The following is a 16,810-nucleotide window of genomic DNA, read 5'->3' on the forward strand; positions in this document are numbered from 1 at the left end:
TTAGGGCGCCACCTTCGGCGCCCGCTGGTCGATACCGTTCTGGTGCAGCGTCATGCCGGTGGTACGGCCGTCGGCGCCGACGTCGAAGCTGAGCTGGGCGTTGACGACCTTGAGAAAGAACTGGCTGTCGTTCTCGGCAAAAATCTCTTGGCGGCCCTGGCCGGTCGCCTGGGCGAAAAGGCTTGAGCCTTCGCGGGTGATGGCGATCTCGAACTCCGGGGCCAGACTGTAGACGCCGACATAACGGTCGTAGATCGCCGGATCGAGCGTGATGGCGACACGTTCTCTTGGCGGTTCGGCGAGCGGGTTCTTGCTGTCGAGCAGGTGTCGGCCGATGTCGTCGACGCCGGCTTCGGTCGAGGTGTTGGAAAGGGCTACAACCCCGACACTCTTGGCCGGCATGAAGCCGAGATAGGAGCGATAGCCGCCGGTGCCGCCATTGTGCCAGATGACCTGGTCGTCGCCACTTCCCGAGATGACCCAGCCGAGCCCGGTCTCGTCGCCTTCGGCGCCGGTCGGGCGACGGATGGCCAAGGTGGTGGCAAGGGCCGCATGAAGCGGCGAAGCGGGCGCATCCACCAGCATCTCGACGAAGTTCAGCATGTCGTCGGCGGTCGACAACAGGGCGCCGGCGCCGGCGAGCGTCGGCAGGTCCCAGTTCAGCACCGGCATCAACTGGGCGTCGTGGCCATTGGCCAGGCGCGACTTCATGTAGACGGCCGGCGTATCGGCGGTGGAGTGCATGTTGAGCGGCGCAAGGATGCGCTCGCGCACCAGCGCCCCATAACTCAGACCGGCCCGGCGTGACAACGCATGGCCGAGCAGGCCCATTCCGAGATTGGAGTATTCGTACTGGCTGCCGATGGCGCGCGGCAGTTCGTAGGCCGACAGGAACGCGTACATCTGATCGACGGAATAGTCGGCATACGGATTGTCGTCGTCGGCCGGTGCCATGTTTTCGGGCAGACGTGGCAGGCCGGAGGTGTGGGTGGCGAGGTCGGTCAGGGTGATCTCGCAGCCGTCGCGCGTCGGCATATGGACGGTGGCTGGCAGATGCATGGCGACCGGGTCGTCGAGCCCGACCTCGCCGCGCCCAGCCATCTCGGCGAGCAGCAGCGTGGTGAAGACCTTGGTGATCGAGCCGATCTCGAAGCCGGTGTCGGCGTCGACCGGGCGGGCGTAGAAGGCGCCGAAATTGCCATGCGAGACGATGACGCGGCCCTCCGGGCCGAAAGTGCCGACGACGATGCCGACGCTCTGGCGCTGCTGGTCGATGCGCTCAACGAGGATGCGCTTGATCTCGGCCGGGGATGGAAAGTGCGGGTTGGAGGAAACTGCCGCGGCAGAAAAGGTCATCTCGGACGTGCCCTCATATCAGATTGGAAATCGCTGATAGGCGGCGGACATTGCACTAGCATGGCGCGATGAAGCGCTGCCGTGCGTCACTTCCCCGCGATGGCAATATCTCCCGGCGTCAGGCCGACGAGCTCGCGGTAGCGGTCGGGGTCGGTGGCACCCTCGGTGATGACGAGCAGGACGCGCGAATGTACGTCGAGGCCGATAGCGGCGCGCATGCCGGCGTCACGCGCGGCGACGAGCAGGCCGGCGAGGCCGGCGCCGCCGCTTTCGCCCGCGACCACCACGGGATCATGGTCGAAGGGGCGGGCAAGCAGGTTCATAACTTCGACGGCTGTCTCGTCCTCGACGGTCATGAAGGCATCGGCGACGCGCGACAGCACGCGCCAGGCGACCTGCGACGGCTCGTAACATTCGAGCATCGCCATGACGGTCGGTTCGCCATGGGCGATCTTGACCGGTTTGCCTTGCCGCGCGGTCTCGAAGATGCAGGCGGCGCGGGCGGGATCGACGACGACGAAGGTCGGGCGCGCCTCGCCATAGCGGTTGGCGAGATAGCCGGCAGCGGCAGCGGCGATGCCGCCGACGCCGGCCTGGATGAAGACATGGGTCGGCGCTTCAGGCAGCTTTTCGAGGGCTTCGCGGAAGATCGCCGTGTAACCCTGCATGACTAGGCCCGGGATGCGCTCGTAGCCGGGCCAGGAGGTGTCGGAGACGACGGTCCAGCCATTGGCCTCGCAGACCCGCGCCGCCTCGGCGACGGAGTCGTCATAGGTGCCGGCGACGCGCTCCATCACAGCGCCGTAGCGGGCGATGGCCGCAACGCGCGCGTCGCTGACCCCGCCATGGACGAAGATCACCGAGCGCGCTCCGACAAGCTGCGCCCCTTGCGCGACCGAGCGGCCGTGGTTGCCGTCGGTGGCGCAGCCGAAAGTCATGGCGGCGGAGATTTTTGCCACTTCGGGGCTGTGCAGTTCGGCGATGGCGACCGGACGGCCGAGCCGCGCTTCCGCCGCCTCCAGCACGAGGCGAATGACGGCATAGGCGCCGCCGAGGGCCTTGAAGCTGCCGAGGCCGAGGCGAAAACCCTCGTCCTTCAGATGGACGGCGCCGATGCCAAGTTCCCGGGCCAGCGCCGGCAGCGAGCGAAGCGGAGTCGGGCGATGGTTGGGCCGGTGCGACAGGAAGCGTTCGACCGTCTCGGCGGCTTCGATACCAAGCGTTTCCGCATCGACCGCTTCGAGCGGCTTGCGATAGTCGGCGTGCTGGTTGCGGATAAGCATGGGCGATATCTCCTCGATCGACGCATTCATATTGCACCGGTCATGAGAAATGCGCTCTTATCTGGCCAGTATTGTGCAAGTTTGTATCGCGGGGACGATGTCTTGAGGAATGTCGGCAAAGCTGTCGAGCTCGACGATTTCGACCTGAGGATCCTCGATATTCTGCAACGCGACAATGCAACGCCGCAGCGCCAGATCGGCGAGGCGGTGCATTTGTCGGCGCCGGCGGTGCAGCGGCGCATCAAGCGTATGGAGGAGGGGGGCGTCATCGCGGCCAACGTCGCTGTCGTCGACCCCGACAAGGTCGGGCGGCCGATCACCATCATCATCGAGATTTCAATCGAGAGCGAGCAGATCGACCTGCTCGATGCCACCAAGGCAAGTTTTGGCGCGGCACCCGAAGTGCAGCAGTGCTACTACGTCACCGGCGAGGCGGATTTCGTGCTGGTGGTGACGGTGGCCAGCATGGCCGAATATGAGGCGCTGACGCGGCGGCTTTTCTTCGCCAACCCCAACATCAAGAAGTTCCGGACGCTGGTGGCGATGGACCGGGTCAAGGCCGGGCTGACGGTACCGCTGGGTGCTTGATATTCCCATGAGGCCGACTTGATCTGAATCCCAACGGCCCGATGGGCGAAAAAAGAGACCCGCCGGAGCGGGTCGGTGAGGTGCTGGGGATCGGCATTGAAAACTGAATGGAGCGATATCGGATCAGTTCGAATTGGTGTTCGAGTTGCTCGAAGAGTTGGTACTCGTCGAGGTGCTTGTCGAGGAACTGGTACCCGTATTGCTCTGGGAGTCGCTGTCGGTGGTGCAACTGCCGTTGGAGCAGCTTTTCGAGCGCGAACTGGATTTGCTTGTCGATTTCGAGACGGTGACCGACTTGCTGCCGATCAGGACGAGTCCGTTGCTGCTGGAGAGGGCCGCAAGGTCTGAAGGCGCGGATACAGTGGGTACCGCATTGGCAGCCGAAAGGGCGACGCCGAGGATGCCTGCCGCGAGGGCGAATGCGCTGGGACTTGCCATGGCACGTGCTCCTTTGTCGCTTGCCGCCCGGAATGGGCGGCTGTCAGGGCATTTGAACACGGATGGTCGGTTCGCGTGAATTCAACCGTTGGAGCTACTGCTCCGGGGCTAGAGCATGATCCCGAGAACTGGGATCGGTTCCCGGAAAAGTCCATGTTCCAACAGAAGGACAGGCATCCATTCCGATTCATCGGAATGGATGTGCTCTAGTGGTGACCGGCGGCGGTTCCGCGACCGGCAAGCGGGTCGAGATTGAGCGTGACTTCGCAAGGCGCGCAGAACACGGCGCCCGGCATGTGGTCGCTCTCGGCCAGGGCAAAGCGGACGGCCGAGTCCTTGTCGGCGAAGATGCCGCCAACCATGCCGAGTTCGTCGCTGACGATCCAGCGCCCCTGCGGGTCGCGGCCGACCAAGAAGCGGTGGGCGTGAAGTGCAGGGTGGATGTCGCGAGCCAGAGTGCCCATGGTAATGTGCCTTTCCTGAAGTTCCCGTGGAGCGGCAGCACCGCGCATTTCGGGAGGTTCATTGCATTTCATGATGTGATGTCCTCGCCATATGAATTCGATTGGTGGCGAGACGCGAAGAAATTCAGATCTCATAAATGCCTGGTGTTCGAGGCCGTGCGGGCGGCCATTCGGATGGGACGGAGCGCGCGCGAGGGGCCCGCCTGCGCGTCGAGCACCGACAGGTTGTCGCTGATAGCGGATGCAGTGTTCGACTCGACCTCGACCAGGGGTAGCCGGACGTCTGATGCCATCTTGCCCATCAAGTGCAGCGCGTGCTTGACCGGCACAGGGTTGGTTTCGAGTTCGAGCGCTGCGATGAGTGGGCGCAGGCGGTTGTGGATTTCGCGCGCCGCGTGCGGATCGCCACGCGTGCAGGCGTCGTGCATGGCCACGCAAAGGCGCGGCGCAACATTGGAAACCACTGAAATGGTGCCGCTGCCGCCCATGGTGTTGAAGCCGAAAGCGGTGGCGTCGTGGCCGGACAGCCAGGTGAAGCGGTTGCCGAACCTTTGGGCGAACGCCATGGGGCGCGACAGGTCGCCGGTCGCATCCTTAAAGCCGACGATGCTCGGGATCGCCGCCAGTTGCTCGATGGTGGCCGGTGCCAGGTCGACGCCGGTGCGGCCCGGAACGTTGTAGACGATGATGGGGATGTCGACCTTGGCCGCGATCGTCTCGAAATGCCTGACGATGCCGGCCTGGCTTGGCTTGTTGTAGTAGGGCGTGACGATCAGCGCTGCGTCGGCGCCGAAATCGCGCGCCGCCGCGGTGAAAGCAACCGTCGATTCCGTGCTGTTGGTGCCGGTGCCGGCAATGACCGGCACGCGCCCGTTGGAGGAAGCCACTGTCTTGCGGATGACCATGATGCGCTCATGCCAGGACAGGGTCGGAGCTTCGCCCGTGGTGCCGCAGGTAACGATGCCGTTGATGCCTTCTGTTATCTGCCAGTCGACAAAAGCTGCGAGGCTTTGCAGGTCCACTTCATCGTCCCTGAAAGGTGTGGGCAGGGCGGAAATGGCGCCGAAAAGGCGACCGCGAAGCTGGTCATTGGTCGTGGCGTTGGTGTTCATGGCTGGAAGATCCATCATGCTGGTGGGAAGGGGGCGGTGGCGGCGCACCGCAGCCGGCTGCTGGAAGCTGGCCAGCAGTGACGCAAGAACAGCGGCGGCGAGGTCGGCGTGTTCGGCCGTGGCGGTTCGTCTGCTGCCGGCTGCGCCGCAGCGCACGAAACAGACCCAGTGTCCTCTCTTGTTGCTGATGTTCTCGACCGATCTCGGCGGTTTGGCGTTGGCGGCAAGCGAGAGCACTGCATCGAGCAGTGCGTCGGCTTCCATCAGCGCCCTGAACTTGCGGCGCGTCGTGCTGTCGCGGTCATCGAAGCCGAAAATTTCGGCGGCTGCCCAGACGTGGTGCTCGCGGAGGATCCTGACGTCGGCGACACGGTCGATCAGGGCTGCGATGGTTTCCGGCTTCATGACGGAAGAGATAGTCCTCCGCGCCATGTGAATTCGAGAGAGGGAAGCGGGCTGCTTTATATGAATCGCATAGGGACGAAGCGGCCTGTTGCCATATGCGGAAACGTATCGAAACGGCAGGCAGGCGTGCAACGAAGTTGCGCCAGCGTGCGCCAATGAGAGCGCAATTCTCGCTGCGTGCAGGCTAGAACGGCGTAGCTAACTGGCTAACTGGCGCCAGCCTGCATGGGAAAACGATGATCCTTTATTACCAGACGCATTCGCCTTTCGCCCGCAAGGCGCTGGTGTTCGCCCAAGAGGCCGGCATCGTCGACCGGCTGGAGGTGATCCACCACGAGACAAGCCCGACCCTGCGCAATGCGCGTGTCTACGCCGAAAACCCGCTCGGGAAGGTGCCGGTGCTTTTGCGCGACGGCGGCGAGCCGATCTTCGATTCCGACGTCATCTGCGCCTATTTCGACACGTTGCATGACGGTGCGAAGCTGATTCCTGAGGCGGGCGAGGCGCGCTGGCGGGCCCTGCGGCTGCAGGCAGTGGCGCAGGGGCTGGCGCAGGCGGGCATCGGCCTGCGCTGGGAGACGGAACGGCGACCCGAGCATCTGCGCTATCAGCCCCTTGCCGAGGGCTACAGCGACAAGATCGAGGCGAGCTACGACTGGCTTGAGGGTGCCATCGATGCCGATGCGCCGCTCAATGTCGGGCACATCGCGGTGGCGACGGCGCTGTCGTGGATGGCGTTTCGCGAGCTTCCGTCGTTTCGCGGGCGGGCGCGGCTGACGGCCTGGTTCGACGCGTTCGAGCAACGTCCGTCGATGCTGGCGACACCCTTGTCGGGCGAGACGCACGACCGGTAGGTCGCTGCGCGCCTTGGCGGCGCGCAGCGTGGTTTAGGACTGTCAGGCCGGCTTGACCGGCGCGTTCATCGCCCAGGCGACGCCGAACGGATCGCGCAGCTGGCCCCAGCGGTCGCCCCAGAACATGATGTCGAGCGGCACGACCACTTCGCAGCCGGCATCGACGGCGCGCTTCCACCAGGCATCGATGTCGTCGCCGAGGATGAGCTGCATGACGTAGCCCTGCGCCTTCTCGTGCGCATGGCCGTGTTCGGGATAAGCATCGTTCAGCATCAGCGACGAGCCATTGATGTAGAGGTGGCAGTGCATGGTCCGGCCCTGCTCATCGGCGGGGTAGGCGAAGACCTGCTCGGCGCCGAAGGCACGCTTGTAGAACTCGGCCGCCTTGAAGGCGCCGTCGACCTGCAAGTAGGCGATCAGGCCACCAAGGACCTTCGGGGCAGGGTATGCTTGAGCTTCCGACATCAGTTGTCTCCGTTCCTCGCTTGAGCCGATTGCCACTTGCGGTGGCGCATTTCAGGACATCCGTAGCCGCCGTCGGCCGATGCCTCACTGCAAGGACGAGCGGCGACCGCCACATCCGACATGGTCGGCGAGATTCTTTTGTATCGGAGCCGAAGTAGGCTGAAAGCGTGCGGCTCCGTTGCAAACAACGACCTGGATCACGCTACCAACTGCGAACGGGTGCCGACCACGTCGCGTATGTGCACTGCCAATTCTGCCGAGAGGCGCGTCGGCCCAGCATGCGGCTGATAGAGATTGATCCAGAAGCTTGGCAAGGACGGCAGCCCATGCCGCTCGCCCAGAACTTCAAAACCCGGCGGTATGGTCGAGGCCAGCAGCGGTGCTACCGCAATATCGGCGTCGAGTGTCGCCAGGATGGGATCGAAATTGCTGTCTTCGCAGACCCAGCGCCAGACGCGCCCATGGTCTGCCAGAGCCTTGAGCGCGAAGGGCCTGAGGAAACAGGTTTCGTCGTCCGTCGATATCGGCAGGGGATCGCGTTCGAAGGCCTGGCCACCCTTGGCACCGACCCAGACCAGTGGGTCAGATAGTAGCGTCTCGCCATTGTGGCCACATTTTTTCTCCACCGCGAAGGTCAAGTCGACTTCGCCGCCGTCGAGCTTTTCAAGCAGGCGCTGGCTTGAGCCGCAGACAAGGGACACCCGCACGCGGGGCCAAGCCTGGTCGAATTGCCTGAGGATCGGTGCGCCGAAGCAGCGGACGAAATCGGAAGGCATGCCGAGACGGATTTCTCCCTCGAATTCGGCTTCGTTCATCGCCGACCAGACCTCGTCATTGTTGCGGACAAGGCGGCGCGCCTGAACGACAAGGCGCTGGCCCGTTGGCGTCAGCTTCAGGCCCTTGCGGTCGCGTTCGAAGAGTGCGCAGCCGAAGCTGTCCTCGAGCCGCTTCACCTGCTGGCTTACGGCTGCCTGGGTGAGGTTGAGCACCTTGGCCGAACTGGTCATGCCGCCGGTATCGACGACGGCCAAGAATGCACGCAGCAAGCTGATGTCGATATTATGGGGCATAAGAACCTCTTATTGAGGCCATAATATGCATTCGTTTCCATTATGCCAATCGCGTCGCTAGCCTGTTCCCAACCCTGGAGAACGGCCATGACGACCATGATCGACAATCAAGGCAAGACCGCACATCGCGGCCGTCAGTCCTTCGCGCTGCTCGCCCGCGCCGTGCTGGCATCAGTCAGATCGGCCGCATCGGCCCCGGGCGAATGGCGCGCCGCGCGCAGCCTGTCGCGGCTGGACGATGCCACCTTGAAGGACCTCTGCATCCCGCGCGGCAACATCGACTGGCTGGTGCGGGAACGGACGGATGGCGGCAGGGCGATGAATGACCGTGCTTCAGATGAAAAGTAAGGGAACTTTTCCTGATCTAATATTTTTGTTCTTTGAAATTACCGAAAGATTGTATTCCAGCTGAGAAATCTTGTATGTAAGGTCCTTTCTAGCGAGGGCTGGAACCCACTCGTTCTTAAGTATTTCCTCAAAAAACATGAAGACAATAATTGATATTGTGTATACGCCAGCTATCTCGTCGTCTTCTGCAGTGAGCTGTAATCTTCCTTTTGTTAAGGAATTTATGAGCTTTTGACTCAGGTCCCTGTGAACATAGTAAGATAGGTTCTTGTATATAATATTGTAAAAAATATAATCTTCCGGCTCTCCAGTTTTTTGAGCTAGAGAGGAGTAAGTTAGCGAAACATCAACATGGGAGCCGTCTAGATTTATTACTCTGGAATAGTCGATTTTTCCACTTTTCTTCCTTGCGTATTCAAGGATTCCTTGACTTGCAAGGGATGCGCATAGGATGGCTTCAGGATCTAAGGTGCCAACTCGCAGAGTCTTGCATCTTAGATATTGTTCGAAGATGCCCCTTCCAATCGAAAGGCAATCATCACTGTATCTTTCTTGTATTATATTGCTTATCGTGTATATTGCATGTAATACTGAGTTGTAACTAAGAAGTATTGGTAGATTTTTGTCTTTCTGCGATGTTATATTTATTTTGTTTGTTATCTTGTCTAGAGATAGGTCGGCGACTGATATGATTTCTTTTAATACTGATTCCATTTCCAAAAAAGATTCAAACTCTTCTGAATCAAGGTAAGTGAATATATAAAGCGGGTTTACTCCGCTATCCAGTATTTCCTCATATTCAGCGATGGCGTCGCCCCACTCCTCTTTTTCTTCCTTGGTGAATAAGTGTAGAGTTTCCTCTGAGATGATTACTTCGGTCTTGCGCCATGCATAAATAAGAGCCTCGTCTACACCGGCGCTGTTTGCAGCTCTTAAGGCCTTGTCAAAAAAGTGCGTCTCTTCACCGATTCTGAATTTTTCAAATATGATTGGCTCATTGTTCCGTGGCGCGCGCCCAAAGATTTTCTTAAACCGCTTCCTGCTATCGGTCAGGCTCTCCTGCAGTTTTGGGGAATATGGAACTTGAAGGCTATATTTTCCATTCTTGTCAATAAAGTATTTCTTTGAAGTTTTCTTGTGACATTTGACGTAGGTCAAGCCTGAGCCACAGCCGCAAATCTCGTTAGGTTCTAGCTCGCGCAATTCCTGCTGCTCTCTCGCCTGTTGTTGGTACCGTCAGTATTCTCAATACATATGCAACAATTTTACGGCGGCTATTGCCCTGGCCGCCCTGATTTGCCCGGCTTCTTTTTCGCACGCGCGGCTTCGGCCGGATCCTCGTAGGAGCCGGCGCCGATCTTGGCGCGCTTGATCGGCTTGACGCCTTCGACCGGCTTTTCAGTGCGGCGGACGGTCATCTCGTCGAGGTCGTTCTTCCTGAACAGCGACTTGCCGTCGTCAGGGACGCCGTAATCGGAGCCGTGGGCTTCGGCGGCCGACTGCTTCTTGAACAGCGACCGCGAGACCGCGCCGGCGGGCGTGGTCATGTCGGTGCCTGGTCCCATGTCGTCGATGTGAGGCTTGGCAAACAGCGACTTGCCTGCGGGAACCGTACCGTCGGCGCCCATCTCGTCGAGCTTCGGCTTGCGGAACAGGTTCGGGCGGGCAGCCTTGGCCGCTTCCTCGGCGGCGCGGGCCTCGTCCAGCTTGCGGAAACGCTCCTGTTCCTCGACCGTGCGGTGCTTGGCGACGCCCTTGTTGTGCTTGCCTTTCTCGCGGCCGGAAGCGGGGCTTTGGCCCTCGACCTCGCGCGCCAGCGGATCGTCCGAAATGGCGAGCTCCATGTCGCGCAGGCGCTTGATCTCGTCGCGGATGCGGGCGGCCTTCTCGAAATCGAGGTCGGTGGCGGCGTTGCGCATCTGCTTGTCGAGCGCTTCGAGATGGGCCTTCAGATTGTTGCCCATCATGGCACCGGCACCGTCGGTGAACTGCGAGATGTCGGCGCGGACGTGATCCTTCTCGTAGACCGAGTCGAGGATGTCGGAGATGCGCGACTTGACGCTCTCCGGCGTAATGCCGTTGGCTTCGTTCCACACCATCTGCTTTTCGCGGCGGCGCGTGGTCTCGGCCATTGCGCGCTCCATCGAGCCGGTGATCTGGTCGGCGTAGAGGATGACCTTGCCGTCGACGTTACGAGCCGCGCGGCCGATGGTCTGGATCAGCGAGGTTTCCGAGCGGAGGAAACCCTCCTTGTCGGCATCGAGAATGGCGACGAAACCGCATTCGGGAATATCAAGGCCTTCGCGCAAAAGGTTGATGCCGACCAGCACGTCAAAAGCGCCAAGGCGCAGGTCGCGAAGAATCTCGATGCGCTCCAGCGTGTCGATGTCGGAGTGCATGTAACGGACGCGGACGCCGTTCTCGTGCAGGTATTCGGTCAGGTCCTCGGCCATGCGCTTGGTCAGCACAGTGACCAGCGTGCGGTAGCCGGCCTGGGTGGTGGCACGGATCTCGCCGACGACGTCGTCGACCTGATTCTTGGCCGGGCGCACCTCGACCGGCGGGTCGATCAGGCCGGTCGGGCGGATGACCTGCTCGGCAAAGACGCCGCCAGCCTCTTCCATCTCCCAGCTCCCCGGCGTCGCCGACACGGCGACCGAGAGCGGGCGCATGGCGTCCCATTCCTCGAAACGCAGCGGCCGATTGTCCATGCAGGAGGGCAGGCGGAAGCCGTATTCGGCCAGCGTCGCCTTTCGCCTGAAGTCGCCCCGGTACATGCCGCCGATCTGGGGCACGGTGACGTGGCTTTCGTCGATGAAGACGAGCGCATTGTCGGGGATGTACTCGAACAGCGTCGGCGGCGGATCGCCGGGGCGGCGGCCGGTGAGATAGCGTGAATAGTTTTCGATGCCGGCGCAGGAGCCAGTCGCTTCCAGCATCTCCAGGTCGAAGCGGGTGCGCTGTTCCAGGCGCTGGGCTTCAAGCAGGCGGCCAGCCTTTTCAAGCTCTTGCAGGCGATGCTGCAGCTCTTCCTTGATCGACTTGATGGCCTGATTCAAGGTCGGCCGCGGCGTCACATAGTGCGAATTGGCGTAGATCTTGACCGACTTGAGGTCGCCGGTCTTCTGGCCGGTGAGCGGATCGAACTCGGTGATGGCATCGATTTCGTCACCGAACAGCGAGATGCGCCATGCCGAGTCTTCCAGGTGGGCGGGGAAGATCTCGATGGTGTCGCCGCGGACACGGAACGAGCCGCGGACGAAATTGATGTCCTGGCGCTTGTATTGCTGGGCGACGAGGTCGGCGAGCAACTGGCGCTGATCGAGGCGGTCGCCGACCTGCATCTGGAAGGTCATTGCCGTGTAGGTCTCGACCGAGCCGATACCGTAGATGCAGGAGACCGAGGCGACGATGATGACGTCGTCGCGTTCGAGCAGCGAGCGCGTCGCCGAATGGCGCATGCGGTCGATCTGCTCGTTGATGGTCGATTCCTTCTCGATATAGGTGTCGGTGCGCGGGACGTAGGCCTCGGGCTGGTAGTAGTCGTAGTAGGAGACGAAATACTCGACCGCGTTGTCGGGGAAGAACTTCTTGAACTCGGCATATAGCTGGGCTGCCAGCGTCTTGTTGGGCGCGAGAATCAGCGCCGGGCGCTGCGTCTGCTCGATCACCTTGGCCATGGTGAAGGTCTTGCCGGAGCCGGTGACGCCGAGCAGCACCTGGGTGCGGTCGGCATTGCCGACGCCCTCGACGAGGTCCTTGATGGCAGTAGGCTGATCGCCGGCCGGCTCGAATTCCGACTGCATGACGATCTGGATGCCACCTTCGGATTTTTCCGGTCGAGCGGGGCGGTGGGGAACCCAGATCTCGCCGTTCTTGTGCAGCGGGTTGCCGCTCTCGATCAGGGCCGAGAGCGCCGCGACGGTGGCGGTGACGCCGGAGTTGGACAGCGACGCCGCGTCCTCCAACGAAATGTCGAGGCCGGCGACAGGGTTGAGACCGGCGGCGGCACGCTCCTTGGCGGAGGCAGCACCGCCCATCGAGGTGCCACGCGCCGAACGGGTCGGGGCCGAGCTCTTCTCCGGGATTTTCTTGGCCTTGGGCTTCTCAGCCTCGCGGGCAATCTCTTCGGCCCAATCCGAAATCGAACCGGACAGCGGTGCGCCCGAGAACGCGGCCTGCGGCGCTTCGCCGAAGCCGGGGCGATGCAACGGCTCGGAGGCGTCGAGGAAGTCGGTTACGCCATTGCCGCCGCGCTTGCGCTGTGCGGCACGGTTGTCGCTTCCCGAAGCGGGCGATTTCTTGTCAGGAGATTTGGCCATGAGCGAAATATGGGCGGTCTCGGCAAAAATGGAAAGGGCGCGGATGCCGGAAAGCCGGCACCCGCATGGAGAGGTAATTCGGCTCCTGACATCAGGCTGTCAGGAGGTTGTCACCTTGGGCAGGGAAAGCCGGGCGCGATCTTGCAGTTGGCGCCGGGCGGGCGTGGCCTCGGCGGCCGTGGCTTGGGCGGGCGATTCAAGTGAGGAGGGCGGTTCCAGTGCGCTGGCCGCACGATGATGGTGGGCGCGACGACCACGGCCGTCGGACGACCGACATATTCGTCGAGATAGTTGGCCGAGACCCAGCCGCGCAGGCGCGGGCCGTAGACGTTGCACCAGTTGCCGTCGCAGCCGCGCAAGTCGACGCGCGTGCCCTCGTAGAGCATGCCGATCCTGGCATAGCCAATGCCGGGGCCGCTGCGGACGTTGACGCTGCCGGTGGTGTAGGCTTCGGCGGCGATCGCACCGGCAGGCAACGCCATCAACCCGGCCAGCAAGGCCGCAGCGGTGGCAAGTCTTCGAAGCATCATGGGCAGTCCCTCCAGACCCGTTCATTGCGAACTGCTTGAGATTACTGGCAATTGTTGCGCGCGCCAGTGTGCGGAAGGCATCATGCTTTATGCCTGGGTAACAAGGCGGCAAGAGCTGCGGGCGCGGCGAGGTGGCGTCCATAAGCCGTGTTTGCCTGATCGTCGCGGGATGTTAGAGAGCGTGCACTCAGTTCCTGACCCGGACGCCAGATGACCTTTCCGATCCACTTTCCGCAGCAGACATCGGCGCTATGAAGATCGCGCATCTTGTCGGCCATGGCGCGCTCAATGGCGTTGCCACCAGTTCCAGGATCCTGATCCAGGCCCAGCTCGACGCCGGGCACGAGGTGATGCTGGTGCATTCGCTGGGTTCGTGGATCGAGCATCAGCATTTCGACGGCCCGGTCCGGATGATGGGATCGAGCTTCGCCACGACGCCCAGGGAAATCCGCCGCGTCGGCTATGCCATCCGCGATTGGGGAGAGGACGTGGTGCACTGCCATGGCAGCCGCGGCAACAAGTTCGGGCTGGTGTTCCGCTGCGCGGCCGGTACGCCGATCGTGATGACGGCGCATGCGCGCCAGTACCAGCTGCCATGGCTGTTTGCCCATGAGGTCATCGGGCTGAGCCAGTGGACAGTGGACTATTACGTCAAGCACTGGCTGGTTTCGCGCCGGCACATCCACCTGCTGCCCAACATGTTCGACGTCGGCCGGATCGACCCGGTGTCGGTCGCCTCGCGGGCGCGGGCTCGCGCTGCCCTCGGCATTCGCGATGAGGCGTTCCTGATCGGCTCGGTCGGCCAACTCGGCGGGCGCAAGAACCAGATCGACATGGTGCGCGTGCTGCGCAAGCTGCTGGACGAGGATGTCGACGCCGAACTGCTGGTCATCGGCTCGACAAATCAGGGCAACGACATCATGGCCGAGTGGGACGCGGCGATCGCGGCGCCTGAGCTCACGGGCCGAATCCATTTGCCGGGACTGCGCAACGACGCGCTCGAGCTGCTGCCGGCCTTCGACCTGTTTCTGATGACCTCGCGCGACGAGCAGGCGCCGATCGCGCCGCTGGAGGCGATGGCGGCCGGGCTACCGGTTCTGTCGACGCGGGTCGGCAACATGGTCGATCTCTTGCCGAGGGAGCAGAGCTTTGCCGTCGGCGACGTCGATGGCATGGCGGCGGCAGCACTCGACCTGCGCGACGCGACGCAGCGTCGAGCCGTCGGGCAGGCGGGGCGACAGGAGATCGCACGGCAGCTCGACCCCAAGCGGATCGTCGGCGAGATCGACAGAATCTATCGCCTGGCCATCGGCCGCTCGAGCAAGAAGCGGCGGCAAAAGTAACGGCCGGCCGAAAGCGCCAGCTGTACGCAATGAAAAGCTGCTAGGGTGGCCGCAGTCAATTTCAGGCGTGGCGTGTCCAACTATCCTTTCTCCTACAAGATCTCCTGGCCAGCGCGGTTCATCAGGCCGTCGCTGCGGCGTAACGGTCCGGGCTATCTGCCTGATCAGGTGCGTTTCCTGCCCAAGCCCGGGCAGAGCGTGCGCCTGGCATTCGTCGGCGACATTTCCGCCGTCGCCAACAAACAGCCGCCGATTTTCGACCGCGAGCTGACGGCCCTCCTGGCCGCGGCCGATCTGGTGGTCGGCAATTGCGAGAGCCCTGTCGTGGAGCGGCCGAGCGCGCGGCTGGGAACGCGGCTCGGAACGCATCATGCGATGACAGAAGAATTTCTCACCGGAACGCTGGCGGCGGCTGCCATCGCGCCAGAGCGGCTGGTGCTGTCGCTGGCCAACAACCATGTGCTCGACCAGGGGGCAGACGGTTATCATGCGACGCTTGCGGCATTGGGCAGGCTTGGCATTGCGACTATCGGGACGACCACCGAGGTGAGCAAGGTGGCAGCCGGCTCGTTGACGCTGGGGCTCGTCGCATTCACGCAGTGGCGCAATGCGCCCGCGGAGGCTTTCGCTGGGCGCGTGGCCATGGCCGACGATTTCTTTGCCGCGGCCGACAACGGGTTAGCGGGCGCAGAAGGCGCCGATCTCGTTTGCGCGGTGCCGCACTGGGACTGGGAGTTCCGGCATTTTCCGCGCGCCGTCACGCGTGGCTGGGCGCGGATACTGGCTGCGCTGGGTGTCGGGCTCGTTGTCGGGCATCACGCCCATGTCGTGCAGCCGATGGCGCGCGCCGACGACACGCTGGTGGCCTACGGCCTGGGCGATTTTCTCGGCACGGCGCTGGCGCGGCAGCCCTGGCCGGGACGGATCGGCGCGATCCTCGTCGTCGATGTCAGCGCCGACGCTCACACGCGTGGCGAGATTGCAAGCTACCGGCTGGTGCCGTTCATGCGCCAGCGCGACGGCGCGCACGAGAGCATGGTGCCGCTCGACAAGGTCGACGGCGAGCTTGGAACGAAAGTGCGGGCGCGCTGGCAGGCGGTTTACGGAGCCGCTGCCGCCAGCCTCACCAGCTGAGTCCGGATACCGTTGCATCTCCTTGTTTACGCCGCGACATTTGGCGAAAAGCCGCTATCATCCGGTAAGTGGGCGGCACGATCTCGGCGCGCCATGGGGGCACATATGAGCGCAGCTGGTTTCATGCCCGACGAGGCGACGACCGCGGGCATCAAGAAGGACCTCGAAGCCTATCAGGCCGAGCGCAATGCGATCAGGCTTTCGACGGCGTGGCGGGTGCCCCTCTATCTCGGCGGCGTGATCGTTGCGGTTCTGGTTCTGGCGCTGATCTTCAACTTCATAGCCGACCTCAACGAGCAGTGGCTGTCGACGCCGCATGTCTATCTTTATGTCGTGGGCTTCATCGCTGCGTTCTTCGCCTATTTCCGTGCGATGCGGCCGCTCGAAGCCGCCAACGCATCGTTTCGAAACAAGCTGCTGCCGATCGTCTTCGGCTTCATCAAAAATATGCGCCATGAACGGGGCGCGACGCCACCGTCCTTTGTTAACTTACCGGAATCTACGGTTGGCAAGTACAACAACCTCGAGATCGATGATTTCATTTCCGGCAATTACGATGGTTTCGATTTCGAGCTGTACGAAACACTGCTCACGCAACGGGCGGAAAAGCACGACTCCACGACCTTTCAGGGCGTGATCGTGGCGTTTGGACTGAAGAAGCCGTTTGAGGGTACGCTGGTCGCAACGATCCGGACCAATGCGGTCCTGAGCTTTTTCGGCGAACTCTTTGGCAGTGGCCTGAAGGAACTCCGGTCGGGGGTCCAGGACCTTGATATGGCCTACGAGTTCCGTAGCGACAATGTCGAGGCTGCGCAGCCGCTGGTGTCGGGGCAGATGGCGCAGGCGCTGACCTGGCTCAAGGAGGCATGGCCGGGCGAGCCGGCGCGGATCGCGCTGTCGGGCACGAGCGGATTTCTGCTGTTGCCACACCAGAAGGATTTTTTCGAGCTGCCGGCGTCGGATGTGGCTCTCGACTACAAGGTGCATGTCGAGCCGATGATCGCCGACATGGCGACGATCCTGGCGACGGCCTCGCTGGTGCGCAAAATCGGGTCGTAGGGCGCGGTTGGAGCGGCGCGCGTCCGTACGGACGCGCAA

General features: G+C 62.4%; 16 protein-coding genes. 7 read left to right on the top strand and 9 right to left on the bottom strand.

Annotated elements, in window-relative coordinates:
* Positions 1-1,356, bottom strand: a complete 1,356-nt coding sequence (locus tag N7E70_RS11715) for a serine hydrolase (RefSeq protein WP_154384788.1) — start codon at positions 1,354-1,356, stop codon at positions 1-3.
* Between the two features lie 86 nt (positions 1,357-1,442).
* Positions 1,443-2,639, bottom strand: coding sequence for a diaminopropionate ammonia-lyase (locus N7E70_RS11720; RefSeq protein ID WP_154384789.1), 1,197 nt, complete (start codon positions 2,637-2,639; stop codon positions 1,443-1,445).
* Positions 2,640-2,741: 102 nt separating this feature from the next.
* Between N7E70_RS11720 and N7E70_RS11725 the strand changes: the two genes are divergently transcribed.
* Positions 2,742-3,227 (top strand): Lrp/AsnC family transcriptional regulator, encoded by a 486-nt coding sequence (locus N7E70_RS11725; RefSeq protein WP_067966271.1) that lies wholly within the window; start codon positions 2,742-2,744, stop codon positions 3,225-3,227.
* A gap of 136 nt (positions 3,228-3,363) precedes the next feature.
* The gene (locus tag N7E70_RS11730) at positions 3,364-3,744 is read left to right on the top strand and encodes a hypothetical protein (RefSeq protein WP_269441458.1); all 381 of its coding nucleotides are present in this window, start codon (positions 3,364-3,366) and stop codon (positions 3,742-3,744) included.
* Positions 3,745-3,871: 127 nt separating this feature from the next.
* On the opposite strand, the gene N7E70_RS11735 is transcribed toward N7E70_RS11730, so the two are convergent.
* Both N7E70_RS11735 and dapA read right to left on the bottom strand, forming a co-directional pair.
* Complete coding sequence (locus tag N7E70_RS11735) at positions 3,872-4,129, bottom strand: hypothetical protein (protein WP_263006438.1); 258 nt, start codon at positions 4,127-4,129, stop codon at positions 3,872-3,874.
* A 131-nt stretch (positions 4,130-4,260) separates the two neighbouring features.
* Positions 4,261-5,673: a 4-hydroxy-tetrahydrodipicolinate synthase gene (gene dapA, locus N7E70_RS11740; protein WP_263006439.1), complete on the bottom strand. Its 1,413-nt coding sequence runs from the start codon at positions 5,671-5,673 to the stop codon at positions 4,261-4,263.
* A 209-nt stretch (positions 5,674-5,882) separates the two neighbouring features.
* Between dapA and N7E70_RS11745 the strand changes: the two genes are divergently transcribed.
* The gene (locus N7E70_RS11745) at positions 5,883-6,500 is read left to right on the top strand and encodes a glutathione S-transferase family protein (RefSeq protein WP_067959561.1); all 618 of its coding nucleotides are present in this window, start codon (positions 5,883-5,885) and stop codon (positions 6,498-6,500) included.
* A 42-nt stretch (positions 6,501-6,542) separates the two neighbouring features.
* On the opposite strand, the gene N7E70_RS11750 is transcribed toward N7E70_RS11745, so the two are convergent.
* Positions 6,543-6,965, bottom strand: a complete 423-nt coding sequence (locus N7E70_RS11750; protein WP_067959564.1) for a VOC family protein — start codon at positions 6,963-6,965, stop codon at positions 6,543-6,545.
* Between the two features lie 197 nt (positions 6,966-7,162).
* Positions 7,163-8,035 (bottom strand): LysR family transcriptional regulator, encoded by an 873-nt coding sequence (locus tag N7E70_RS11755; RefSeq protein WP_067959567.1) that lies wholly within the window; start codon positions 8,033-8,035, stop codon positions 7,163-7,165.
* Positions 8,036-8,122: 87 nt separating this feature from the next.
* Here N7E70_RS11755 and N7E70_RS11760 point away from each other — a divergent pair, with 87 nt between their 5' ends.
* On the top strand, positions 8,123-8,383 hold the full coding sequence (locus N7E70_RS11760; protein WP_263006440.1) for a hypothetical protein: 261 nt from the start codon (positions 8,123-8,125) through the stop codon (positions 8,381-8,383).
* On the opposite strand, the gene N7E70_RS11765 is transcribed toward N7E70_RS11760, so the two are convergent.
* From N7E70_RS11765 to N7E70_RS11775, 3 genes are all read right to left on the bottom strand, one after another.
* Complete coding sequence (locus N7E70_RS11765; RefSeq protein WP_263006441.1) at positions 8,369-9,541, bottom strand: hypothetical protein; 1,173 nt, start codon at positions 9,539-9,541, stop codon at positions 8,369-8,371. The two genes, N7E70_RS11760 and N7E70_RS11765, sit on opposite strands and share 15 nt — an antisense overlap.
* 116 nt (positions 9,542-9,657) lie before the next feature.
* Positions 9,658-12,705 carry an excinuclease ABC subunit UvrB gene (uvrB, locus tag N7E70_RS11770; RefSeq protein ID WP_263006442.1) on the bottom strand — a complete coding sequence of 1,016 codons (3,048 nt, stop codon included), beginning with the start codon at positions 12,703-12,705 and terminating at the stop codon, positions 9,658-9,660.
* Between the two features lie 110 nt (positions 12,706-12,815).
* Positions 12,816-13,235, bottom strand: coding sequence for an SH3 domain-containing protein (locus N7E70_RS11775; protein WP_263006443.1), 420 nt, complete (start codon positions 13,233-13,235; stop codon positions 12,816-12,818).
* Positions 13,236-13,486: 251 nt separating this feature from the next.
* Between N7E70_RS11775 and N7E70_RS11780 the strand changes: the two genes are divergently transcribed.
* The 3 genes from N7E70_RS11780 to N7E70_RS11790 all read left to right on the top strand — a co-directional run bounded on the left by N7E70_RS11780 (position 13,487) and on the right by N7E70_RS11790 (position 16,771).
* Complete coding sequence (locus tag N7E70_RS11780; protein ID WP_263006444.1) at positions 13,487-14,578, top strand: glycosyltransferase family 4 protein; 1,092 nt, start codon at positions 13,487-13,489, stop codon at positions 14,576-14,578.
* Between the two features lie 72 nt (positions 14,579-14,650).
* Complete coding sequence (locus tag N7E70_RS11785) at positions 14,651-15,712, top strand: CapA family protein (RefSeq protein ID WP_263006445.1); 1,062 nt, start codon at positions 14,651-14,653, stop codon at positions 15,710-15,712.
* A 123-nt stretch (positions 15,713-15,835) separates the two neighbouring features.
* Positions 15,836-16,771 (top strand): DUF3137 domain-containing protein, encoded by a 936-nt coding sequence (locus tag N7E70_RS11790; RefSeq protein ID WP_263006446.1) that lies wholly within the window; start codon positions 15,836-15,838, stop codon positions 16,769-16,771.
* Positions 16,772-16,810: the final 39 nt, after the last annotated feature.

The sequence above is a fragment of the Aminobacter sp. NyZ550 genome (assembly GCF_025628925.2).
Lineage (GTDB): Bacteria > Pseudomonadota > Alphaproteobacteria > Rhizobiales > Rhizobiaceae > Aminobacter > Aminobacter ciceronei.

Bases quoted from the DNA above. Each gene is read 5' to 3' on its own strand.
- uvrB (WP_263006442.1), bottom strand. From the start codon at position 12,705: ATGGCCAAATCTCCTGACAAGAAATCGCCCGCTTCGGGAAGCGACAAC.
- dapA (WP_263006439.1), bottom strand. From the start codon at position 5,673: ATGGCGCGGAGGACTATCTCTTCCGTCATGAAGCCGGAAACCATCGCA.
- N7E70_RS11750 (WP_067959564.1), bottom strand. From the start codon at position 6,965: ATGTCGGAAGCTCAAGCATACCCTGCCCCGAAGGTCCTTGGTGGCCTG.
- N7E70_RS11790 (WP_263006446.1), top strand. From the start codon at position 15,836: ATGCCCGACGAGGCGACGACCGCGGGCATCAAGAAGGACCTCGAAGCC.
- N7E70_RS11755 (WP_067959567.1), bottom strand. From the start codon at position 8,035: ATGCCCCATAATATCGACATCAGCTTGCTGCGTGCATTCTTGGCCGTC.
- N7E70_RS11720 (WP_154384789.1), bottom strand. From the start codon at position 2,639: ATGCTTATCCGCAACCAGCACGCCGACTATCGCAAGCCGCTCGAAGCG.
- N7E70_RS11735 (WP_263006438.1), bottom strand. From the start codon at position 4,129: ATGGGCACTCTGGCTCGCGACATCCACCCTGCACTTCACGCCCACCGC.
- N7E70_RS11715 (WP_154384788.1), bottom strand. From the start codon at position 1,356: ATGACCTTTTCTGCCGCGGCAGTTTCCTCCAACCCGCACTTTCCATCC.
- N7E70_RS11745 (WP_067959561.1), top strand. From the start codon at position 5,883: ATGATCCTTTATTACCAGACGCATTCGCCTTTCGCCCGCAAGGCGCTG.
- N7E70_RS11775 (WP_263006443.1), bottom strand. From the start codon at position 13,235: ATGATGCTTCGAAGACTTGCCACCGCTGCGGCCTTGCTGGCCGGGTTG.
- N7E70_RS11760 (WP_263006440.1), top strand. From the start codon at position 8,123: ATGACGACCATGATCGACAATCAAGGCAAGACCGCACATCGCGGCCGT.
- N7E70_RS11780 (WP_263006444.1), top strand. From the start codon at position 13,487: ATGAAGATCGCGCATCTTGTCGGCCATGGCGCGCTCAATGGCGTTGCC.